This window comes from Paenibacillus sp. SSG-1 (assembly GCF_002224835.1).
GTDB classification, from domain to species: domain Bacteria; phylum Bacillota; class Bacilli; order Paenibacillales; family Paenibacillaceae; genus Paenibacillus_AQ; species Paenibacillus_AQ favisporus.
Window position 1 is genome coordinate 3,236,715 of record NZ_MBRK01000001.1, and the last position, 23,189, is coordinate 3,259,903.

Genomic DNA, 23,189 nt, shown 5'->3' on the forward strand with positions numbered 1-23,189 from the left:
TAAGCCTTATCAAGTTCCTTAGGGGACCTCCAAAGTTATCTTCCATGCGATGCAGGTTCCATTTATCCATTCTCCTTTGACGCTTGGTTTCCTCTCTTTTTTCCGTCCGAAAAAAACATCTTCAACAAAGGCGGCGTAATAAGCGTCGTCAAAATCACAACAATGACAACGGAGGTGAAGTATTTCTGCTGCAGCAGTCCGGACTCCAGACCTGTTGCCGCTATAATGAGAGCTACCTCTCCGCGAGAAATCATTCCCGACCCGATCGCGAGAGATGAACGGCCGTTAAACCCGGTGAGCTTGGCGCCCAGCCCGCCTCCGAGCAGTTTGGTCAGAACGGCCACGACTGTAATGACGCCCATGAACAGCAGTTGATTAGCAGCACCTTCAAACGTAATGTTGAGACCGATGCTGACAAAAAATACGGGGACGAAGATGGAATAAGCCACCGGCTCCAGACGGTCCTCCACATCATGCTTGAAAGGAGTCTGGGAAACGGCGATGCCCGCCGCAAAAGCGCCAATAATGGCTGCTACCCCCATGAGATCGGCAAAATACGATAAGGCAAAGCAAACGATAAGCGCTCCGCTGATGACGGCTTCTGTTACGCGCAGAGGTGCAAATAACTTCAAGAACCAAGGGACGGCCAGCCAACCGACAACGATGGCAACGATAAAAAACAGCAGCTTTTTGCCAATGAGCAGGCCAAGGGAGATGTCGTGACCGGTGCCAAGCAAGCTCATCATCACAGCCAGCAGGACGACGACGATGACATCATCCACAACCGCTGCACCCAGGATCGTCGTGCCTTCCTTTGTGTTCAGCCGGTCCATTTCTTTCAGCGTCTGAACCGATATGCTAACCGAAGTGGCACAAAGCAGCAAGCCCAGGAATAGTCCCTGGTTATTGCTCAGGCCAAAAACAGATGCGGCTCCATAGCCGCCGATAAACGGCAGTATAATGCCTCCAACCGCTACGGCGAACGCCGACTTCCAATTTTTTCGCAGCTGTTCCAAATCGGTTTCCAGACCCGCCATAAACATCAACAGCAGTACGCCGATTTCAGAGAAAATGGATATAAATTCATTTGGATGAATCCAGCCAAGCACAGCGGGACCGATAAGAATGCCAGCAAGCAGCTTTCCTAGAACAGCAGGCTGACCTAGCCTGACGAACAAGTCCCCAAGCAGTTTGGTAGCGAGCAAAATAATAGCCAAGTATAGCATAATTTCCAACATTTAAGCGCCTCCTTCGAGTATGAATATATTGTGACCAGCCTTGAATTCAGCCATCCATATCCGGAAAAAAGCACAAAAAGAGCCCGTCAACGACAGGGCTCTCCTATAAAAACGCAGAAAGAGCCTGTCGTGACAGGCTCCTCCAGTGTTCCGATGTATGAATTTCTTATATTATACATGATTTGAGGCATTTATGCAATCTGCCACCAAAGAATAAACTGTTGTTTAACCTCTATCATCCCGGAATTGCATTGATGTGAACAGGATTACCATTTACGAACAGCGATCATAAAGGAAATCAGCGCAGCGATGGAGGAAATCGTTCTTACATGATTCCAGGGTACCCAGCCGGCAATATAATCACTCCATACTTGCGCTCCCTCGGCAGCCCCCGGACTTACAGCTGCTAGAGAATTATTAAGCGGGACATTGAAGATGGCCGTTACCAGAAACACTCCGACAAAAATAAACAAGCTGCCAATGATGACATAGACCGCGCTATGGTTCCCCGATTTGAAGAACGAAGCAACGCCCAAAACGACGCTTAGGATGGTGGTCCCCATAAAAACGAGCATAAACAACGATTGCAGTATCGTCGAATTGATCGACTGCATGGCAGATATGCTCTGCTCTGCTGGAAGCCGGGAAAGCGACGTCATCACGAATGCTGAAAAGGTGAAAAATACGCCGGCCAGCAATCCGGATCCTAACGTAGACGCGAAGGTCAGATAATATAAAAAATTCACCACGGATATGTCCTCCTACGATTTGATGGACCACTTTAATAAACTGCTGTTTTAACCCCAAGCTCCGTCTGCAGCCGCTTGCCGTGCAAAGTCGAAGAAATCCCTTGGCTTTCTTCCTAGTATTTGCTTCACGCCATCCGCCGGAATCTCGTTTCTGCCATCCAGCACGGTGGAGAACAAATAAGACAGCAGTGTTATATACTCTTCAGGTACTTGTTGTTGGGTAAGCATGGATAGGAATTGTTCGGAAGTAAGCTCGACATACCGAATATTCCGCTGACAGGCTTGAGCGATCAAGGACGCAGCTTCCGCAAAAGTAATCGCCTGCGGACCCGTCAATTCATACCGCTGCCCGATATGCCGGTCATCTGTCAAAGCCGAGACAACTGCATCTGCAATATCGTCTGCATCAATGAACGGTTCTCTCACGCTTCCTGCCGGCAGTGCTACCACTCCCGCTTGTACCATGTCATACAGGAAGCTCTCGCTGAAATTCTGGCAAAACCAGCTGCAGCGGAGGATCGTCCAGTCGGCGCCGGAATTCTCCAGCGCAAGTTCGCTCCGCTGGGCTTCCTCCTCACCACGGCCGGACAAAAGAATTAATCGGCGCACGCCGGTTTCTACGGCCAATCTCGCGAACGAACCGATCGCTTGAGCAGCACCTGGAACGGCCAAGTCCGGATAATAGGTAATATACGCTGCCCTTGTCCCTTGCAGTACAGGCTCCCATGTGGACGAATCGCTCCAATCAAAGGGCTGCTCAGCGGAACGTGATCCGGAACGGACCGGTATTCCCTTTTGCAGCAGCTTCTCTGATACCCGACGCCCTGTTTTCCCCGTACCACCTACGATAAGAACCGGCTGATTCATTCAATCTCCTCCAATATTTTATTTAGTTGCACAAGCAAATGTTGTGCGATTGAAAAACCGAATGCTCATGTCATTCGGCACTTTCCAAGCGGTTGCTTACCTCGTTCAGCTGAAGCGAGAGTTCATCGTCCTGACTGTCTAATATCGTGTTATAACGCTGCCGCAGCTTTTGCCAACATTCATGGATTTGACTCTCCATCTCTCTTCCCCGGTCTGTTGCGTAAATCAAGGACATTCTGCCGTCCTGGCGGCTGCTGAGCAGTCCTTTGGCTTGAAGGCTCTCGATGAGCCGCGTAATGGTGGAAGGCTTAAGATGGAGGCTTTGGCCGATTTCCTTCTGGGAAATGCCGTCCTTCTCCAGCACCGTCAGCATCAGAAATGCAGAAGTGGGGTTTAGTCCACTTGGTGCAAATTCATCTTCGGCCATCTTGGTAATAATCCTGCTGAGGCGATTGGCTGTAAAATATAAGCATTCTTTAAAATAAGTGTCCAACATGTCGCTGCCTCGATTCAATGTTCAAATTAATGTTTGCACAAACAAATATAATACACTTTTTCCAACTTGTAAAGACTGGAAATGTGAAGTGACTTGCACATTTTGAGCAATGGCCCGTTAGTGCCTTATTGCCATCGTGGACAAAAAGGAAGACTGCCGGACATTGGCCCGTACAGTCTCCTCTTCCCTACTTCGCAGTATGCTCCTCATCATATTCGCTGGACAATTCCTTCAGCGATTTGATTTTGCCATGGGGATGCTGTTCTTGCTTGCGTGACTTCCAGGCTGCTTCATTTCTTCTTTTCTGGTGAGCCATGACAGATATCCTCCTCTGGAAAAGTGAGTTGTATACCACTTCCTTATGTTGTCATTCCATGGCCCTGTTCATTCGTGAAAAGAAACAGTCTCAATCCCGGAACAACTCATGACGGCGTTCAAGCAGCGCACTTCATTGTTTAGCCTTTCTTAATCGGATCTTGGGCTTCGTCAATTCATAGCTGTGCTTTACCATCTCATGGATATCATCATCCTGGAGGTCCCCATCCAAAATCACCGTATTCCAGTGCTCCTTATTCATGTGATACGCCGGCGTCACTTCTTGGAACACACTGCGCAAAAAATCGGCCCGGCTCGGTTCGCATTTCAAATTTACGCACAAGTGATCGTTGTGATGAAAAATCAGCGCAAAGCTCTTTTTGTTCCCTTTATGGCGGATTACGGTCCATTCTGCTCCAAACGGATGGTCTTCATAACAGGCCGGATAGGATAGACAGTATTCAATGATTTCATCGATCGTCATCGGATTCCCTCACATGCTTGATTATTTACAATTCGACTTTTTTTCTTATTATAATCGAGCGTCAAAACTTTTTCATTTTTTTGTGAAGAGTAGAAGCAATCCGTAGATAAAATAAAAGATGCTCGCCGTGACGATGCTATAAAGAAATACAGGAATAGACGTCGGCGCCCATACATGAATGAATGCCCAAGGTAATCCTCCAAGCAGGATCGTCGGCAGCATGCTTATAAATATTAGAACGGCAGCAACCATACAAATATGGATGAGCAGCAGCAGCTTTCTTTTTCCGGTTAAAGGACTTCTCCTGCGTTGTTTAACGGCAAGCTTTCTGACGATTCGAGCTGACAGGGCAACCCATAATACACCGAATAAAACGACGATGATTTCGAGGATACTCACGATGCGATCCAGCAGTTGATAGCTGTCGGTATGATTCTCCGCCGGAGTCTGCCCCTTCCACAATTCCATCACGCCTTGTCCAATTGCCGTTGTGAAACTCGTGTTCATATTGGCGAGAATCGCCACACCCATCTGTTGATCCGGCTGTAAAATAAAATACGACGTAAATGACGGATTCTCACCGGCATGAAAAATAACTTGTTCCTTTCTTTTTCTCATGACAGCCCATCCGTTGGCATAATACGTATTCTGGTCAAAAGGATTTACCGACTTGTCCGGATTGTGCGACTCTTCAATCAGTTTGGGATCGATGACTTGTTCAGGAGCGCTCTTTAGCTGGAGCTTGATCCATTTCGCGATATCATTCGCATTGCTGACGATATAACCCGCAGGGGTGTTGCCCCGATAAATCGGAGATGTAAATGCCTATGATTCATCCATCTGATTTTATAGCCGGAAGCCATATGGTCTGGTTGAGTCGACGGTACACCTACGAACGAGCTAGTCATGCCAATCCGATCTTAAATTTACTGCTTCATGTACTGATCATAGGGCAGGTTGGAGACCCTTTCGATAATTAGGCCCAGCACGTCGTAGTTTATCGTTGCGTATTCAAAGGAACTCCCCGGCTTTCGGTTCAGCGTCTGGCCCTGCAATGTTTTTACCGTCAGCTCAAGCGCGTTGTCCGCTTTGCTTTCAGGGATCCGGGTGATCGTATTGGAGGGGATGCCGCTGGTATGATGCAGCAGCTGGTTAATCGTTATCTTTTGCGGCTCACCGTGATAAGTTAACTCTAACCATGGGATGTATTTTTGAACATCATCCGTCCGATGCAGCAGCCCTTGCTTCTCCAGCAGCAAAATCGCTAAACCGGTAAAAGCTTTGGTCGTCGAACCGAGTTCAAATAAGGTTTCGGATGTTACGGGAGTTTTCGTCTCTACGTTCGCGTATCCAAAGCCTTTTTGATACACCGTCTCCCCTTTCTCGACAATCACCAAAGAGATTCCAGGTATTTTACTGATGCTTTGCTGGTTTTTAACATACTGTTCGATCTTCCGGATCTTTTCGTTTGACTCCGCCCACACGATTCCTGGAGCGATACTGCTGATTGTCATAACGGCTGCAAGTAATAACAAGCCCATTTTGATCCATGATTTCAATGCGTTCATTCTTTTTCTCTCCCTAGTTCATTGACATCTGCCTGGCTTCATGTGTCGATTGCGATTTACTTATTTTCTGATGGGTATCCTTTTACCGTAAGTCAGCAGCCGCCATAGCCATTCCATAGGCCCCATACGAAACCGTTTGAGCCAGAAGGAACTGAGCGGAATCTGAACGGTATAGATGCAAAGTGCGATGAGAGTTGTTTCCGACACACTGACCTTCTGCTTCAGATCAAACAAGAATAGAATCACCACAAGGATGGCTGTTTGGCCAAGATAGTTCGTTAATGCTGTTCGGCCGAAAGCAGCCAACGGTTTCAGCAACTGCAGAATGCGCCGGTTCCGGTGCAAAAGCAGAAAAGTCGAGACATAGAAGGCTGCCATGACCAAGCCGGCTACATTCGCTCCTTCTTCATACCAGCTCGTCGGGAATGTTCTGTACTGCAGGTAAATCGCCCCCGGAGTCAGTGCGAGGCAGACCCATGCCGTCAGCCGTAATTGGGGCACAAATTCGTCAATCCTCATAAAAAATCCGATTTGTCCGAGTAAAAGCCCCAGCAAAAACATCGCTAGCGTTACGGCATATTCACCCAGAACGAGGCTCAGCCCAAGAGCGGCCAGCATTGCGGCGAAATTGAAAGCAGGCTTTCGGTTATAAAACGGAATCAACAAAAAGCCGATGACAGCATAAACATGCAGCGCTTCTCCCGGTTGAAAAATAAAATGAGCGACTCCGAAGACCAGCAGCGCGGCAAGCCGCCTTATGAACAGAACGACCGCGTTGTCCCCCCTCGCCTTTGCCGGTGAAATGAAAATATAAAATCCGGTTCCTTGAAAATGATTTGAATAGAGAAAGCCTTACATATGCCTTACACTTTAGTAAGGGAATCATTTCCTCATACGAAAAGACGATCATCCCTAATAGGAACGACCGTCTTTAATCACGGCAATGCCGGGTGCCGCAAACGATGTATTTTCCGCAAGCTTAATTCATGAAAAAAAGCACCCCTCGACTCGGTATAGATACATACCGGGTTTAGGAGTGCTGCTGCCAAACTAATGATTAATGTCACATTTGTTCATAATAAATGCGATCTGATTCTCGAGGCGGTTAATATCTTCCTGCGTCTTGGGGTCTTCCTTGCCCATGCCCCGGAGCGAGGCGAGCTCCTGCTTCAGCTGATGCAAATCCTCCCCGGCATTGCTGCAGTCATAGTTACTTTCCAGGTTTTCGAGCATATGCTTTTCCTCCATTTTCTCTTGGATGTACTTCCCTATTATGGAGGATTCACCCGAAATTATTCAGAATGGGGGCAGCGTAGAAATGGGTTATGTTCCTTTACGCATCACACTCTAGATCCCTTGGTTTAAAAGCACATGCACGGCGTAAGGTTCCAGGAGAATGCGGCCTTCCATGGTTTGCTTGCTCAGGGCATCTATATACGTGCTCCCCAGTTCTACCTCAACGGATTCACTGCGATGATTCAGCAGCATAAGGTAGCGTTTGCCATCCTTTTCTCTTTCTACTGCCTCGACTCCATCATATTTTTGGGGCAAGGATGGGACAGCGCCCTCCCTTCCCAGAACCAGCTTCATCAAGCTCTCCATCGCCCGGTCATCCAGGTCGCACCCGACGTAATAAACCTTCCCTTTACCATAGGTGTGAACAGTAACTGCCGGTGTTCCGCTGTAATAATGACTCTCATAATCCGCGAGGCTCTCAGCCCCTTCCAGCTTAAGCACATCGCACCACATGGAAGCGGTACCGTCCCCGAACTGTCCTCTCACGGATACGGTCCGGCCGAAATTAACCGAGTCATACTCTTCCAGTTCAACGCCTGCCAGTCTCCGGAACAAGCCAGGCAGTGTCAAAGTCGTCATGCGGTTATTCCATGTACGTGTTCCCGACCGGAACGTGATGAGCAGCGAACCGCCGCCTGCCACATATGCCTCACATTTGTCTGCGATCTCCTCCGTCATCAAATTGAATGCCGGCATCAGAACAAGCTTGTACGGCGTAAAGTCAGTTTCCACGCTGACCACGTCTACGCCGACGTGCTGCCCGGCAACTGCATCGTAGTAGCCTGCCAGCAGAGCTTCATAACTGAAGTTCCGGTTATGAGGCTGAGCGCGGTGGCTCCACACTTGATCATAGCTTTTAATGAGGGCTACGGTATTGTTGTTGGCGGCCCCTACAAACAGGGGTGACAGCTCTTTGAGTTCATGTCCGATCGCGGTGATCTCCCGGTACCGTCTCCGGCCGACGCCGTCATGATCAAGGATGCCGTGCCAATACTGTTCAATGCCAACCGTGCAGGCCCGCCAGCGGAAATAGACCATGGCATCCGCTCCATGCGCGATCGCCTGATAGGTCCATAAACGGAGTTGTCCCGGCTCCGGCGTATCGCCCAACGAGTGCCAGCCGCACGGACCGCTCTGCTGTTCCATCATCCAGTAGTTTTGATTTTTGATGCCGCGCATCAGATCATGGGCCATGGCCACGGTCAGAGGCGAAGATTTGCCCCACATATTATTCGGATAGTTATCCCAAGAAATAAAGTCAAGATCCTTGCCTAAATCGAAGTAATCAATCTCGCTGAAATGACCCATCAAGTTATGGGTGATCGGCAGGGAGCTGCATGCACGAATTTCTTCAATTTGGAGCCGTTGATAGGCGACCGTCGAATCGGAATAGAATCGGCGGTAATCGAGCTGCATACCCGGATTATGGTTATATGGGGTAGACATCAATCCGCCGGAACCGCCTTGGCTGAAGCCGTCGCTTGCGGCATACGTGGGAAGCATAATTTCTTCCCAGCTGCGGTAAGTATGGCTCCAGAACACGGTTCCCCACTCTTCATTTAGCTTGTCGACGGTCCCATACTTTTCGCGGAGCCAGATCCGAAAGGCATGCAGATCGCTCTGGCAGTAGCACGGACCGCCGAATTCGTTATCGATCTGCCAAGCAACAACGTGCTCATTGTCTTTGTAATGCTCGGCCATGACCCGGGCAATGGTTGCGGAATACTTCTGATACACCGGATGATTAACGCAATAATGCCTCCGTGTACCAAAGCCTTTGGTCAGTCCATGGACATCGACGGGGTACATATCCGGATATTTGTCCATCAGCCACTTGGGAGCCGCCGCCGTCGGTGTTCCCAAAATGATCTTGATCCCTTCCCTTGCGAGCACTTCAATGGCATGGTCGAGCCATGCAAAGTCGTACCGTCCTTCCTCCGGCTCCAGTTTGGCCCAGGCGAATTCCGCCAGCCGGACAATGTTGATATTCGCTTCCCGCATCATTCGGGCATCGACGGCCCAACGTTCTTCGGGCCAATGCTCTGGGTAATAATCCACGCCGAAATACATGGGTATCTCCTCCAATATGTATCATTATTTTGCTTGAATACATCTTCTTGGACCCATTATATTATTAATTATATAAGGCTTAAATCGTAAGATTTTGATAATCACGTATAACAATTATGCTAAAAGGAAGCTGAGATATGAGAATCAATTATTTTATTCCGAGCCCGCGCTTTACAAACCTCATTTGTTATCCCGAATCGTTTGGGCATTATGCAGATGAGCCGTCACACAGTGAAAACCGGACGCACGGACTCTCCACCTATAACTGGCATATCGTCCGCGGCGGTAAAGGATATATTCAAGTCGGTGAAACTATGCTGGAACTTGGCCAAGGTACCGGCTTTCTATGCGGCCCCGGTGTTCCCCAGCGGTATTATGCCGATCAAGACGAGCCTTGGGATATCCGGTGGGTTCATTTTACGGGTCCTGGTCTTCGTACGTTACTTCAAGGGAGAGGTGAACGGGAGGCATGGGTATTTTCGTGGGAGGGCGCGGACCGGCTTGACCGGCTGTGGTCGGATCTCCTGGCCACCGGCATTCACCCGCTGCAAGACGGCGAAGCGCGGTTGTCCGCGATGCTGTACGAGATGCTTGCCGAGTTCATCATGTACGTAGACGGTTCGGAAGAACGTCCTCAGCCGGGGATGCGCACCAAGCTGATGGAGACGGCGCAGTGGATTCGCACTCACAGCCATCAGCCCCTTACGCTCGAGCAAATGGCGAGCCAGGCAGAGTACAGTCCCTCCCATTTCAGCAGGCAGTTTCACGGTTTGTTCGGCAAAACGCCGATCGAATTTTTGAACGAATGCCGTATTCTTCAATCCAAATCCCTGCTGATTTCAACCGGTTGGACCGTGAAAAAGGTCGCGGAGACGGTCGGATTCGCCAGCAGTACGTACTTTATTCAGCGTTTCCGCAAAAACGAAGGCATGACGCCAGAGCAGTTTCGGGAACTTCGTGGTGTTCACGTCAAGTGATGCGCGTTATTAACAGACGCCTCAATCCTCACAGACGGTTAGAACTACGTTGCCTTTCTTGTGGCCTTGCTCAACATAGGCATGTGCATCGGCGGCTTGCTCCAGCCGGTAACGACGGTCGATAACCGCCCGGAGCTGACCCGCTTCGATCCGTTCCTTCAGAAACACCAAATCTTCCGCGTTTTCCTTCATATTTCCGCCAATCACCTTCTTGCTGCTCGTCAAGCTGGCCCACAGCCCGCGAACGATGATCACCGGGTTCACATGATAAGCCCGAAGGTAGACACCGTCTGATGCCAGAAGCTTGACGCATACACTAAAGGGGCTTTTTCCCACCGTGTCGAAAATAATATCGTAAGGCGGGCCGTCATTAGGCAGCTGCTGTTTCGTATAATCCAAAACCCGATCGGCTCCGATTGACGTCACCAGCTCTGCATTCGAAGCGCTGCATACTCCGGTGACTTCCGCTCCAAAGTGCTTTGCCAGCTGCACGGCATACGTCCCGACGCTGCCTGAAGCACCATATACGAGTACGCGCATGCCGCTTTTTATTTTCCCTTCTCTGAGAAACTGGAGCGCAGTGAGGGCGCCAACCGGAACGGCAGCCGTCTCTTCAAACGTCATATTCTCCGGCTTTAGCGCAACGCTCCCCTCCTCGGGCAGGCATTTGTATTCCGCATATGCCCCAAAGCTGTTGCCACAGGCTGCGTAGACGGCATCCCCTGGCTTGAAGCGGGTAACGCTTGATCCCGTGGATTCGACCACACCGGCCAATTCAAATCCGAGAATCCGGATGCGCTTCGGTCTCCATAATCCGTTGAACAGTCTTGCCAGAAAAGGGTCCGCCCTGCGTAATCGCCAATCTCCTGCTGCAGCGGTTGTAGCGTAGACCTTGATTAATCTGTCGCCGGCTTTAGGGGCCGGCTTGGTCACTTCCTTGAGCTGAAGCACATGTGGAGGTCCGTATTGTTCATTTACGATGGCTCTCATTTTTTCTCCCCCTGTGTTGGTTTCGGACCCGTTGCTGCGCTGCTTCAAGACTCCGTTCTGACCAAACCGCATAACCCATACCTGCGAGAGCGATTCCCATCGGGACCGCCAATATCCGATCCAGCGGGTGTGGAAGCAGTGATGAAGCCAGTGTCGACACAGCGGCGCAAGCCAACAGAACAGCTGTCCAGCGCGGGAGAATCCCGGCGCGGAACGTAGCGATGCCAAGCAGCAGACCGCCGAGCACATACAGCCCACCACCTACAGGTGCTACTCCAGGCAGGAGGCCAAGGTTGGACACGGCTGATGATCCGGCAAAAATCCCTAAGTACCCCTCCACGAAACTCGGTGCATCCGCAGCGATAACCGGTAAAACAAAAGCTTCTACAAAGGTGAAAGCCGTTGTAGCCGTCCAAAAGAGACCAAACAGGAGAAAACCGACTAATCCGGTCCACCCGGCTGCATGGACTTGCCTTGTATAAATTCCGGTTATGCCGAGCAGTCCGAGCAGAGACATCGCGAGGGTCAAGTAATGGACGATGGCCCAAGCCATTGTGGTAACGGATGATAGAAGTTCAGGCGGATGAATTGCCTGGATGACGATAAAAAGAATGCCCGCCAAGATGGCGGATAAACCGCTCCAACGAATGACGTGAGAAGCTGTGATGTTCATATCGTTTTCTCCTTTTTGTTTTTATTCTTGTCGACGATTAGCAAGTTCTGTTCACTCCGGTATATTTACTGTCAGCCTTCTTGTGCTTTATTGATCTGATGTCGTGGTCAGTCTCCTTTCATCGTGCAGCTCCGTTCCTAAATTGAAGATACAGGATCATGTGGTGAGATGGCATCACCAGATGTGGTGATTTTAGATGGTCACGGTATATTCATTCGAAGTAAGCGAAATAAAAAAGAGCCCCGATCCTGGGCTTATTCCTTCTTCCAGGTCCGGAGCTATACGGAAATCGCTATGTCACAAGTCATCAAGCTCTTCGGCGCGCCTAACGGCTGCCCGACGGTTGTTCACCTCAAGCTTGTCATAAATGTTTTTGGTATGAGTTCGCAGCGTATTCAGCGAGACATGGAGCTCTCGCGCGATTTCAGGCCCACTCAAATCGGTTTTAAGCAGACGCAGCACGTCCCGCTCCCGTTCGCTCAGCGGCTCTCCAACTGCCTTTTTCGCAGCCGATCCGCTTCCCTCCTTGCCAAAGGATAGCAGAAGAAGCCGCACATAGTTTGGACAGATCCCTCCATTCCATGCTGCTTCCAGCAATGCGGCCATCGGTTGGCCCTCGTCTGCAAACATCCGAACGTACCTTTCCGGCTCTGCCAGTGTCAGTGCTCGTTCCAGCGATGCAAGTGCGGAAGACATGTCACCCTGGCTGTGATGAGCAAGGGCTTGAAGGATCAAAATTTCGATCTGGCTCCCCGTCCTTCCGCTGTTTGCCGCTGCTTGGGACAGGCGTTCCAGGAAATCCAACGTTTCCTGAATAGGTGCAAGGTTACTTGGATGCCGGTGCAAAAGTACCCGGGCCAGGGTTATGTGCTCAAATTCGCGCAGATAGTGCAGGTCATCCGTTGTGGAGAGACCCTGCTCATGTACCCACTCCGCAGCCTCACTCCATCTATTCAGAGCGAGCCACACGCGTGCTTTCAAGGCCGATATCGGACGCACGTTGGGAAAAAAATCACCGACATACCGCTGCTCAGCCTCTTGAAGCAGTTCAAGCGCGCCATCCAAGTCTCCTTGCGATTGCCGGATACGCGCCATAGCTACCCGCCAGCGATACGGATATTGGGGCAGTCCCATTGGCTCACCCAACTCCTGACTTCTATGCAGATGCTGCATAGCGGCGTCCAAGTCCCCCTGCTCCCGGCTTAGCTCGCTCATTCCGACGTACATGTCCGCTGTGCCCCGTGTTTCAGGAGTACCCATCTCCGCAGCAAGCAGTAATCCATTCTGAAAGATATCCATGGCTTGGCGAAGCCGCCCCAACGCTATGTTTATATCGGACAGAGCAATGGAGCCCCCGATCGCGTCCGAGATGTTCCCTGCCCGCCGGACATTCGCCATTCCCTCACTGAACATCCGGTACGCCTCCTGAAGATCTCCGCTCGTCCATGCCGCAAGACCAAGGAGCGCGGCTGCCGCGCCGCGCCTTAAATGATCATCCGCCGGAACGAGGTCACGGACCCTCTTAGAGTAAAAAATGGCGGCGGGTATATCCCCCGTGGCCTGGGCATAAGCGGCGCGGTATCCGGCAATGGTGCCCGGAAGGCGGCGAAATTCCTCCTCGTCTACGTAACACATATCGGTTGCTGAAGTTTCCGGCGTCCTATCCAATGAGGAATTCTCCAGCCACCGTTCGGCATCGCGCAGCCGTTCCTCTGCCCCTTCGACCTGGCCGACGGCAAGTAACGCCCATGCATATTCAACGCTGAGAACGGGCCTATGGCGAATGATTTCCTTGGGAAGCGCCTGAATCCACCCGAGCACAGCGGATTCCTGCCTGCTCCTCCGCATGGGTGCCCAAGCCTGCTCGATCAGATCCGCCGCTCGGGGGAAGTCTTCGGCAGCCAACGCGTGCCCTATTGCTTCAGCGTAGGAACCGTGCCTTCCATACCACTCACTCGCCCGCCGATGCAGTTCAGGAATGAGGTCAGGCTGATCCGTTCTTAAATGTATGGACAGCACTTCACCAAAGAGATGGTGATAGCGATACCACTGCCGCCTGTCATCCAGGGGCACGATAAAGAAGCTGCCCTGCTCCAGCGATTGAAGTCGATCTCCCCCTTCGTTCTGGCCGGTAACGGCATCGCACAGCGGGCCATGCAGCCGATCCAGAATCGAGGTCTGAAGCAGGAAATTGCGGACATCAGCTGGCTGACGCTGAAGAACCTCCTCGACCAGATAGTCGACGATGTACCGGTTGTCTCCGGCGAAGGAACGGATAAAAGCGGGAATGTCCTTACGTCCCTGCATCGATAGAGCCGCGAGCTGCAGCCCCGCAATCCAGCCCTCGGTACGATGATCCAGCGCGTCAATATCCTCTGCTGACAGATGCAGCCCCATCACCTGATTAAGGAACTCGGCTGCTTCGCCTGCAGTAAAGCGCAGGTCCGTGTCGTGCAATTCGGTTAAATGTCCGCCGGCGCGAAGCCGGCTGAGGGAAAGCTGCGGGTTTTCCCGAGTCGCGATCACCAGGTGCATTTGCGGCGGTAAATGCTCGACCAGGAACGCGAGGGTATGATCGATCTGCCTGTCTCCTACAGCATGATAATCGTCCAGCACAAGGACGAATTCAAACGGCATTGTTGAAATTTCATTCAGCAGCATTGTGAGCAACGATTCGGCTTCCGGTGGCGGTTGGGATTGGATTGCACGCATTACGGCTTCTCCGAAATGCTGCTCTATTGTCTGCAACGCAGCGACTAGGAGCGTAAGCAGACGCAGACGATCCTTATCCCTTTCGTCTAAAGACACCCAAGCGACAGGCCGTTCACAACCGGCAGCCCATTCGCTGATCAGTGTCGTCTTGCCAAAGCCGGCGGAAGCAGAAATTAAGGTCAACTTGCGCCCTATCCCCGCCTTCAGCCGCTCAATCAGGCGCGGCCTACTGACGAGCCGCGTTCGTGGCTGCGGGATGTATAGTTTAGTAGATAATACAGGAAGTTCCGGAATATTCATCGATATAATCCCTCGTTCAACCCATTTTTGCTCATATCAATCCGCATCCGAGATGGCCCCATTCTATGATTTATATCCATCATGATATCTTTAATCGGATGTTTCCACCACTAAAAATTAAACGGATAAACGGCTGCTTTTACATTTTCAGTGTATGGTTCTACGACGATGACCTCTGCTATCTTTCCAGCATTCGTATCACTACACTATAAAAGAACAAGATTAAAAACCGATTAGAATCCGCTGTGATGCTGACGGCAGACAAAAAAAGAAGAGCGCCGCAGCATGCCAGCACTCTCCTATCACTTAACGCTTTACCCTTGCTTATCATTATTGATATTAATCGTTGATTGTTCATTCAATTTAATGATCCGGGATGAAATGCTGCCTATAATCCGTGCGGAAAACGTACTTGCGATCAGGCACACCCCGATGAATACAAATATTTGCGGTACCTGCGTGCTGATAACATTCTCCAATTGAATGAAATTCAGCAACAGCGGTACGGAAAAGGAAGCAATATTTCCGCAGAACACCGCGGTGACCAGCAGGTAGAACGACTTATTGTCCCTAAAGTGCATCCCGGTATCAGTATCCGTGTTTTTAACCAGCAGGAAGCTGGTTACACCTCCAACGGACCCGCACAGCGTCATGGTCAGAAAATAAATCTCTCCTTCCGACAGCGCCTGAAAAAAGACAAGGCGTGCCAAATACCACAAGATCAGCAGCAATGCCACAAGACAGCCGACCTTAAACGCCGCATCGACATTGATCAGCCATAGCGGCTCCTTCGTTGGCTGGGGAGCAGCCGCCTCTTGGGAAGACGGCTGCTGAACGGCCATAGGGGCTGAATCCAGCATCGGGGATGAAGCTAAGGGAGCATGTATCGGAGTGGATGGATCATCCATTGGGGGTATCCACAATTAAACCAATGATTTTCGGAATTCCGCTCGTATCGCGAACTTCGAAACCGTCCTGAAGCTGGGTCGTCATCGAGCTATAGTCGGAACCGGAAGCGGACGCCGACTCGAAGTTGAACGGGCCGATGCCAAACGTCGCTTTGGCAGACCATTGGGTTTGCGTCGTTGTGTTGGTCCAGTCTTTGGATGAGAATCTCAAGTAAGGCGCGTATCCAAGGACAACTCCCTTGACGACAATATTCATGAGTCCGGATTCGCCCCAGAGCGGTTTACCTGCAAACATACTGCCCTGCGGCCAGTTGGTGTAATCCTTATACGTGGACAGCAGTCCTTCGAAGAACCAATCCCCCGGGTTGATATTCACGGTAATCACATCTTGATACGTGATCAGAATATCGTAAGAATAATCCTCTTTAAACTGTGTGGATCCGGAATCATTGGTGCTTCCGCCAAGCCAGAACCAGTCGATGGGAATGCCCACGTTGGCACTGAATTTCCATGAGCTGTCCCTTTCGGTCTGCTGCTGATCATTTAATGCGATTTGTACGTTTGCCTGCTCTGCGAACAGCGGACCTCCGTTCTTCGTAGCGATGCCATTTTGCTTGATAAGCCATTGCCGGACGTCTTTAAGCTCGCTCGTTTTAAACCGGGGAACACTTGCTGTCGTATCGTTCTCCTTGATCGTCATTTGAAACTGAGCCGTTTTTTGCAGCTCATCCGCTGAATGAGGCTCGAAAGGATCGGCGAGTGCGACCGCTTCGGTCGCATCGGCCAGCTCCTGGTAGCCGGGTCCGAACTTTTTCAGCAGCAGAGCGTTCAGCTGTTCAGTCATTCCGCCAAGCAGGGCGCCGTATGTCGTTTGCAGCGATTCTACCTTTGCCTTATAATCTTCGGTTCCCATTTGCTGGGTTCGGAAGTTAGCCCAGGTCGGATCCGGCGGGTTGGTAAAATACACGCTGCACGCTTTTCCCGTTGAGTCGAGCTCCGCACAAACTTCGTTCAGCCAGTCCGAATAGATGCCTTGGTTGATTTTGGAAACGTCGCTGCTGAGGAGCGCGATTTTCGACCGGAGATCCTCGATTTGCGTGTCCAGCGGATCGGCCGTGCCGCCGTCGGAAGACGAGCCGCCGCTTCCCGAATCGCCGCTGCCGGCAGGGACGATATCCCGGACCCATTGCTGGTAAATATCGAACAGCTTATTATTGAACGCGCCGCTCCACGTTAACCCCCAGGAAGGGATCGTATTGCCTACATTATACGCGTCCGTCAGCGCGACGACCTCTTCGTCGCTGCCGAGATGGGAGTCCACACGCCCGGCCGCCGCTATGAAATTTTTCGGATCGCTGCCCGGCAGATGCCCGGATATCGCCTGAACGAACAATTGCCAAAAACGTGCCTGGTCCTGCGCCACCGCATTATTGCTCATCACCATTTACGCCTCCCCAAACAGCTCAGCTAAGCCCTCAAATTCGTTTTCCTCATTGCCTTTAAATTTATCGTCAACCGGATTTGGATCCTCTTGAACATTTTCCTCGTTTTGATTGATTTCTCCGTTTTCGTTCATGTTTTCAATGCCTTGCTCCATCGCCTGAACATCGCTTGCCGGCGGCAGCTGCTCGTTATTAATGAAGTCGAGTCCCTGCTCATTGTTGAAATTTTCCGGCTGCACATTGTCGATATTGTCCACAAACGAACCGTTCTCCTCGAGCGCTTTCGGATCACTGGATTCCTTGATTTCCTCTTTGGTGCTGTCGAGCTTCTTCTCGACTTCCGGTTTATTCGGTTCGTTCGGCTTTTTGATTTTTTCTACGAATTCCGATATGGCCTTAAACCGCTTAGGTACAGAGGCGATGAAATCCACGACAAACACCGCAGCCATAAAGTAACCGAGGTATTTCATCGCTTTATCAACGACGGACAGCTGTACGGATGGCGGAGTAGGGCACGATTTCCGATTTCCGTCGTGACTGCCCGAAGAACCTTCCGGCGGCTTGCCGATCCGTCCAAATATGCTTTCCTTCTTTTCGGTGCCGTCGCTGTTGGAATACGTAATCGTACCGAAAAACTCATTGCCGACGTATGCATCTTTATCGTCTTTGGCTGCCCGGGTAACCTGGCTGAATGTCAGCTGACCCGAATGATTCACCGTAAAGTCATCCTTCGTCCAGCTGAGTATGCCGTCCTTGTAAGTGACTTTATTCAAATCTTTATCCAGCATATCGCTGCCAATCGAGATCCCGTCGAGGCTGTCGTAAATAATGACTACGGGTCCCGTATCCGTTTTGCCGTCGGATGTGGTCATCACCGTATTGCCATAAATACCTGTCCAGAACTTCATGTCTACATTCCGCATCGCCTTAAAAGAAGCGTTGACCTGCTTCGCGGTACAATTATAGCCGTGCTGAGCCAGGAATTGATCCGGCGCTGACGTATCGGTATCCGTTGCCTTTTGCATCGCATCCTGCCAGCCGGCCAGAAGCGCGGTCTTCGCCAGGATGTCCTGGACGAAACGGTCGGACTCCGCATTCGGTTCGCTTTCCTTCACATGGTCTTCGTAAAAATCGGTACGGGTTAGCTCAAGCACATACACTGAAGTGGTTTCATACCCTTTTTGCGCCAAAAAGTTGTTGATGATTTTAAGCTTTTCCTTATATACGGTCTCTTTGTCGCTGCCGGCCGGGGGATTCTCGTCGATTTTCGATTTGATATTGGCCAAGAGCGAAGTCCACTGCTGCTTCAGCACCTGGTTGACCTGCAGGTCAGATACGAACAGCATCGCGTCCGCCTGCATTTTCAGCTTATCCGGATCCGTCGTATTTGGATCAAAGATTGAACCAGCGTCCGTTCCGTTTAAATTGGTGTTCACCGTCGTCACTTTTAAATTCCTCCTTCGATTCGGTTATGCTCTCAACGCCTCCATCATAACGGGCATTCCTTGCTGTCGATAAGTGACTGAAGTGTACATTTTGTCATATGACCGGGATATGACGAAAGTAACTGTACGGGATCCTGGTTCACCGATATACTTATGGAATAAAAAAACACCGCTTCCTTTGAAGAGGAAACGGTGCTCGTGAGAACTTCATTTTCATTTAGTTTACAGCCTCCAAGGCATGCTTCAGCAGCAGGATGGCCTTGGTCCGGTCATTCGTCCCGATTTTCTCATAGATCACGCTGATGTAGTTTTTCACCGTCCCTTCGGTGATGTACAGCGTATCGGCAATTTCCCGGTTGTTCTTATGTGCCGTAATCAGCTTGGCGATCTCAAGCTCCCTCGGGGTCAGCCCATAATCGATTCCGGGCTGCCTGGGGGCTGCTGCTGTGCGCATACGGGCAGCAAACTTGGCCGCCAGCTTGGAGGGCAGCATCAGTTCGCCCCGAACCGCCTCTTTCAATGAGTGAATCAGTTTGTCGGATGAAAAGTCTTTGAGCAGGTAGCCGGACGCTCCGCTCGCAAGACCCTCAATAATATAATCTTCATTGGTAAACGTCGTTAAAATCAGAACAATCGTCTCCGGGCTCGACTCCTTAATCAGCCGGGTTGCCGTAATCCCGTTCATCACCGGCATTTCGATGTCCATCAGCACGAGCTGCGGCCTCAAGCTCTTAGTAAGCTCATAGGCGGTTTGGCCGTTGTCGGTTGTTGCTACAACCTCTATGTCGGATTCCAGATTAAGTATGGTCTCAAGGCCTTCCCGCACAAGCGTCTGATCTTCTGCGATAAGTATCGTTAATTTTGACATCATTGATCCTCCCTTCTACTTGGCAGGGTGAGCACCAATAGGCAGCCTGCACCTTCATTGGTGCCGATCCGGAAGGTTCCACCCCTTCGGCGAATCGTTTGCCGCATCATGGTCAGACCGAAACCTAGCCGATCCGATGCAAATGGCAAGCCGTTGTTCTCCAGTGTGAACCGGACCGAGCCGTCCTCTTCCACCAGCTCGAACCGAAAATGCGTACACCGGCCATGCCTGATGCCGTTCGTGATTCCTTCCTGCAGCGCATGGCGGATCAGCTTTTCCGCTTCCGGTTCCAAACGGCCATCCGTGATTTCAATGATGTGCTCCAGTGTCACCTCAGCGTATTTTTCCGAATCTTCTATGATCTGCAGCAGGGAATCCTGGAACGAGGATGCGGCCGCTGCTTCCTCGCCCAGCATATGTACCGATTTCCTCATTTCATGGAGCCCTTTGCGAACCAATTCTGATGCTAGATTCAATTTGTCGACCGATTCAGGGGCGCTCATGGATAACATTTTCAGACCGGCTTGAAGCTGAACGATGCTCGCCGTAAGAATATGCCCCACATGATCGTGGATTTCGCCGGCAATCCGGTTACGCTCGGCGAGGACTGAGACTTCGGACATCGCTCTTGCCCGCTCCTCCAGGGAATGCTCCAGCTCAATCGTTCTTGCTTCAACCTCGCGCTCCAGGGTCTGGTTCCAGCGGACCAGCTGCAGATGCAATTCCAGCCTGGCCAGCAGCTCCTGTTTGTCGACCGGCTTCACAAGATAATCGTTGCCGCCATGCTCAAAGCCTGCAACGAGGTCGGTCATTTGACTCCTAGCGCTGAGGAAAATCATCGGCAGCTCCCCGGAATTGTAATGCCGGCGTATCTCTTGGCCCACCTGAAGCCCTGACACAAACGGCATCATCACATCCAGCAGAGCGATGTCCGGCTTGTAGCCGTTCCTGATCCATTCCACGGCTTCTTGCCCGCTTCCCGTTGACTTAAGCGCATATTTCCCTCCGAGAAATTGCAGCAGCACCTGGACGTTGATCGGGTCGTCATCGACGATAAGCACTGAAGGCAGATTCATCTGGGCTTCCGCGGGTTCCGCGGTAGTCCGGATCATGCTCCAATCCGTATGCCGATCCTGCACCCCGGTGTCCTGTGAAGTGAGCGCCGTCCTCGGCTGAATCCGCGGCGTTTGCGGCATCGCCAGCGGAAGCGTAAAGCTGAACGTTGAGCCCTCGCCCAATTTGGACACCACTTCGATCTCGCCTTCATGCAGTTCAATCAGCTTCTTCGTAATAGACAGCCCAATACCGGTACCGCCCTGCTGAGGACCGTTCATGGGACGGACCTGCTCAAACGATTCGAAAATGCGGGACAAGTCCGACTCCGCAATGCCGATTCCCGAATCCTTGATCTGAATTTTGGCTTGACCGTGCGACTTGCGTCCCGTGATCGTGACGGTTCCGGATTCCGTATACGCAATGGCATTGCCGATCAAGTTATGCAATATTTGCTGGAGCCTGTTCTCGTCCGCTATTACATACAGATCGTCCGGCAGCTTATTTTCCATATGGAGTCCCTTGTTTACGGCCAGAGGCTTAAGGACTTGAAGGGTCAGGTCGACGGCAAGGCGCAAATCCACCGTTACTTTGTGCAAAGTAATCTCTTGATGTTTGAGCTTGGAGAAATCCAGGATGTCGTTCACCAGATGGGCCAGCCTTTGCCCGCTGATTTTCATGAGCCGCAGCAGCTCAATCACGGGCAGAGGGAGCTTGCCGGAGCTTCCGTCGATCAGCGAATCCGCCAGTCCGATAATGCCGTGCAGCGGTGTCCGGAGTTCATGAGATGTTTTGGCCAAAAATTCATCTTTCAGCTTATCCAGCGTTAACAAGCGCTCCGATAAGCTCTCGACCTGGGAGAAAGCACGGGAAAATTTTTTGGATATAAGCAGGGATTGCATAAAAACAAAGCTAAGTACGCCAAATTGCAGCAGTGCCGGGGTATCGAGAATGCCTTTCCGGTTCAGCGTATCATTCAGTGCGGTCACGAAGATCAAACTAAACCCGAGAATGAGCAGCAGAGACCCTTCCTGGCGCTGACGGGCGATCCGGTAAGAAGCATAAATGGCGTACAGCACGAGGCCGATCGAATAAATCTCAAAGGGCAGCAGCGAATAATCGTAAATCCGTATATCCGTGGTAAGCACAAGCACTGTCAAGATGAGGGTGAACATTTGGGTAACGCGTCGAACGGAACGCGACAAATATTGAGGAAACAAATAATAAATAAATGAGATCAAGAAAAATTCGCCCACGTAAACCGTTAAATAGGAGGCTTTGGCGAACCATTCCCACGAAAAACCGGGAAGGATCTCCAGAATGTATCTCGAACCGACCAGCATCGTTCGAAAGGCAATGCACATGCAGAACAACCCGAAATACAGCGGGGTCACATCTTTTCGCCTGAATCCATACAAGAACAGATGGTAGATTCCCATGACAAGCAGCGCCCCGATGACCAGGCTGTCCTGAACCAGCTCTCCTGACCTCTCCTTCTGAAGCAGCTTGGCATCCCCAAGCTCGAGGGAATTGTTGATTCCTCCCTTGGGATAAGTGAAATTGGACACCTGGATCAGCAGTGTCAAGCTCCCTTCCGGGCTGGGTTCAACCGGTATGACGATGGAGGCACCATACTGTGGAGATGTGTTTTCGGGCGTCGTTCCGGGTTGTCCGGATGAAGCCTCCAGTTCGTCATTCACCCACAAAGCGTAAGAAGAATACATATTCCGCAGTTTAATGGCCACATCGTCCGACGGGTCAAGCCCGCGAATCACCATACGATACGTTGCATACCCGTCCGGCGGAAGCGGTGATCCGTTCAGCCTGTGATTCGTCCAGTAGCCGGGGACTTCCACATATCCGCTGACCTCTGGTGGCGTTGTGCTCTGCAAATCATCCGGCCAGAGGAGCTGCTTCCAGTAAAATTCCCAAGTCCCGCTCAGTTCGACGGATCCATCGCTTCTAAAGTCCCATCCGGACAGCTGCATTTCGCCGTTCTTCACAGTCAGCGAAGACGAAGCGGTGATTACCGCCGGATTCCATGCTGCAGTGAAGACCAGCACAGCAAAGACGGCAGCCCTGATGCGGCGACGCCAACTCATGCACGAAACGAAGAGGCGTCCAAGTAAATTTCGTCGCCGAGTCTGGCGTTTCCAAGCAATGACAAACGATGCTTCGATGTGAAATCTCTAGGTTCGTAACTGTTAGGCGCTTTGGTGGAGGACAGCAGTTTGAGCTGGATATATGTTTCAGCTAACAATTTGCTGCAAAAAAAGTCGCGGAATGAAGATGTTATCCCGAACTTTCCCTCTATAATTTCCCAATACATTCTTTTCTTATCGGGAAAAACTGCACCATGCACTTCTTCAATGAAGCGATCGAGCATCGCCTGCATCTCCGGTGTACGATCAGCTTGAAGCTGCCGGATCGCGAAAATCGAGTCATAATGGTTCCCGACATCCGTAGACAGGCGGTCACGAAGCTTAACGAGCTGGGGACCGGATTTCTTGACATGCAGCCAAGTATCCTCCAGATTATCCAGTGACGTGGATTCCCACAGCAGCGCTTCACCGTCCGGTGCCCGAACCACCATCGCCACGTGCGACCATGGACAATGCTCCAGCTCTTCGATCCGCTGACTGCCTTTGGCGACGCCGTGTGCCAGCAGAATATCCCCCGTTTGCAGCTTAGGTTCAATTTCTTGATAAGTAACCGTTAACAATTTCATCCAGACCCCC

Annotated in this window: 21 protein-coding genes; 1 reads left to right on the plus strand and 20 read right to left on the minus strand. The window is 51.1% G+C overall.

Going from position 1 to position 23,189, the window contains the following annotated elements; translation table 11 throughout:
• Nucleotides 1-62: 62 nt before the first annotated feature.
• From BCV73_RS14965 to BCV73_RS15005, 11 genes are all read right to left on the minus strand, one after another.
• Complete coding sequence (locus BCV73_RS14965) at nucleotides 63-1,235, minus strand: cation:proton antiporter (RefSeq protein ID WP_089550261.1); 1,173 nt, start codon at nucleotides 1,233-1,235, stop codon at nucleotides 63-65.
• Between the two features lie 269 nt (nucleotides 1,236-1,504).
• Nucleotides 1,505-1,987 carry an anthrone oxygenase family protein gene (locus tag BCV73_RS14970; protein ID WP_089547732.1) on the minus strand — a complete coding sequence of 161 codons (483 nt, stop codon included), beginning with the start codon at nucleotides 1,985-1,987 and terminating at the stop codon, nucleotides 1,505-1,507.
• Between the two features lie 48 nt (nucleotides 1,988-2,035).
• The gene (locus BCV73_RS14975) at nucleotides 2,036-2,854 is read right to left on the minus strand and encodes an SDR family oxidoreductase (RefSeq protein WP_089547733.1); all 819 of its coding nucleotides are present in this window, start codon (nucleotides 2,852-2,854) and stop codon (nucleotides 2,036-2,038) included.
• A gap of 70 nt (nucleotides 2,855-2,924) precedes the next feature.
• Nucleotides 2,925-3,281 (minus strand): MarR family winged helix-turn-helix transcriptional regulator, encoded by a 357-nt coding sequence (locus BCV73_RS14980; RefSeq protein WP_244169119.1) that lies wholly within the window; start codon nucleotides 3,279-3,281, stop codon nucleotides 2,925-2,927.
• Between the two features lie 256 nt (nucleotides 3,282-3,537).
• Complete coding sequence (locus tag BCV73_RS35810; RefSeq protein ID WP_219845392.1) at nucleotides 3,538-3,666, minus strand: DUF6254 family protein; 129 nt, start codon at nucleotides 3,664-3,666, stop codon at nucleotides 3,538-3,540.
• A gap of 132 nt (nucleotides 3,667-3,798) precedes the next feature.
• Nucleotides 3,799-4,149, minus strand: a complete 351-nt coding sequence (locus BCV73_RS14985; RefSeq protein WP_089547734.1) for an MmcQ/YjbR family DNA-binding protein — start codon at nucleotides 4,147-4,149, stop codon at nucleotides 3,799-3,801.
• Nucleotides 4,150-4,221: 72 nt separating this feature from the next.
• Nucleotides 4,222-4,959 (minus strand): serine hydrolase, encoded by a 738-nt coding sequence (locus BCV73_RS35815; RefSeq protein ID WP_343220538.1) that lies wholly within the window; start codon nucleotides 4,957-4,959, stop codon nucleotides 4,222-4,224.
• A 116-nt stretch (nucleotides 4,960-5,075) separates the two neighbouring features.
• Nucleotides 5,076-5,717, minus strand: coding sequence for a serine hydrolase domain-containing protein (locus BCV73_RS35820; RefSeq protein WP_256992867.1), 642 nt, complete (start codon nucleotides 5,715-5,717; stop codon nucleotides 5,076-5,078).
• Between the two features lie 60 nt (nucleotides 5,718-5,777).
• The gene (locus tag BCV73_RS14995; RefSeq protein ID WP_089547735.1) at nucleotides 5,778-6,383 is read right to left on the minus strand and encodes a DUF418 domain-containing protein; all 606 of its coding nucleotides are present in this window, start codon (nucleotides 6,381-6,383) and stop codon (nucleotides 5,778-5,780) included.
• A 384-nt stretch (nucleotides 6,384-6,767) separates the two neighbouring features.
• Nucleotides 6,768-6,950 (minus strand): DUF2524 domain-containing protein, encoded by a 183-nt coding sequence (locus tag BCV73_RS15000; protein WP_076164415.1) that lies wholly within the window; start codon nucleotides 6,948-6,950, stop codon nucleotides 6,768-6,770.
• A gap of 114 nt (nucleotides 6,951-7,064) precedes the next feature.
• On the minus strand, nucleotides 7,065-9,083 hold the full coding sequence (locus tag BCV73_RS15005; RefSeq protein WP_089547736.1) for a beta-galactosidase: 2,019 nt from the start codon (nucleotides 9,081-9,083) through the stop codon (nucleotides 7,065-7,067).
• 137 nt (nucleotides 9,084-9,220) lie between these two features.
• Here BCV73_RS15005 and BCV73_RS15010 point away from each other — a divergent pair, with 137 nt between their 5' ends.
• A complete protein-coding gene (locus tag BCV73_RS15010) occupies nucleotides 9,221-10,060 on the plus strand; it encodes a helix-turn-helix transcriptional regulator (protein WP_089547737.1) in 840 nt (279 codons plus the stop codon).
• A gap of 21 nt (nucleotides 10,061-10,081) precedes the next feature.
• On the opposite strand, the gene BCV73_RS15015 is transcribed toward BCV73_RS15010, so the two are convergent.
• From BCV73_RS15015 to BCV73_RS15055, 9 genes are all read right to left on the minus strand, one after another.
• Nucleotides 10,082-11,050, minus strand: a complete 969-nt coding sequence (locus tag BCV73_RS15015) for an NAD(P)-dependent alcohol dehydrogenase (protein ID WP_089547738.1) — start codon at nucleotides 11,048-11,050, stop codon at nucleotides 10,082-10,084.
• Complete coding sequence (locus tag BCV73_RS15020; protein WP_218828142.1) at nucleotides 11,031-11,723, minus strand: hypothetical protein; 693 nt, start codon at nucleotides 11,721-11,723, stop codon at nucleotides 11,031-11,033. Before BCV73_RS15020 ends, BCV73_RS15015 begins: the two co-directional genes overlap by 20 nt.
• 297 nt (nucleotides 11,724-12,020) lie before the next feature.
• Nucleotides 12,021-14,618 (minus strand): winged helix-turn-helix domain-containing protein, encoded by a 2,598-nt coding sequence (locus BCV73_RS15025; RefSeq protein ID WP_218828143.1) that lies wholly within the window; start codon nucleotides 14,616-14,618, stop codon nucleotides 12,021-12,023.
• Nucleotides 14,619-15,049: 431 nt separating this feature from the next.
• Nucleotides 15,050-15,595: a YEATS-associated helix-containing protein gene (locus tag BCV73_RS15030; RefSeq protein ID WP_218828144.1), complete on the minus strand. Its 546-nt coding sequence runs from the start codon at nucleotides 15,593-15,595 to the stop codon at nucleotides 15,050-15,052.
• A gap of 40 nt (nucleotides 15,596-15,635) precedes the next feature.
• Nucleotides 15,636-17,081 carry a hypothetical protein gene (locus tag BCV73_RS15035; RefSeq protein WP_143811871.1) on the minus strand — a complete coding sequence of 482 codons (1,446 nt, stop codon included), beginning with the start codon at nucleotides 17,079-17,081 and terminating at the stop codon, nucleotides 15,636-15,638.
• Nucleotides 17,082-17,087: 6 nt separating this feature from the next.
• Nucleotides 17,088-18,530 (minus strand): hypothetical protein, encoded by a 1,443-nt coding sequence (locus BCV73_RS15040; protein WP_089547742.1) that lies wholly within the window; start codon nucleotides 18,528-18,530, stop codon nucleotides 17,088-17,090.
• A gap of 217 nt (nucleotides 18,531-18,747) precedes the next feature.
• Nucleotides 18,748-19,398 carry a response regulator transcription factor gene (locus tag BCV73_RS15045; RefSeq protein WP_076164392.1) on the minus strand — a complete coding sequence of 217 codons (651 nt, stop codon included), beginning with the start codon at nucleotides 19,396-19,398 and terminating at the stop codon, nucleotides 18,748-18,750.
• The gene (locus BCV73_RS15050; protein WP_256992868.1) at nucleotides 19,398-22,553 is read right to left on the minus strand and encodes an ATP-binding protein; all 3,156 of its coding nucleotides are present in this window, start codon (nucleotides 22,551-22,553) and stop codon (nucleotides 19,398-19,400) included. The genes BCV73_RS15045 and BCV73_RS15050 overlap by 1 nt, the downstream gene beginning before the upstream one ends.
• A complete protein-coding gene (locus tag BCV73_RS15055) occupies nucleotides 22,550-23,179 on the minus strand; it encodes a hypothetical protein (protein ID WP_089547743.1) in 630 nt (209 codons plus the stop codon). The genes BCV73_RS15050 and BCV73_RS15055 overlap by 4 nt, the downstream gene beginning before the upstream one ends.
• Nucleotides 23,180-23,189 lie beyond the last annotated feature (10 nt).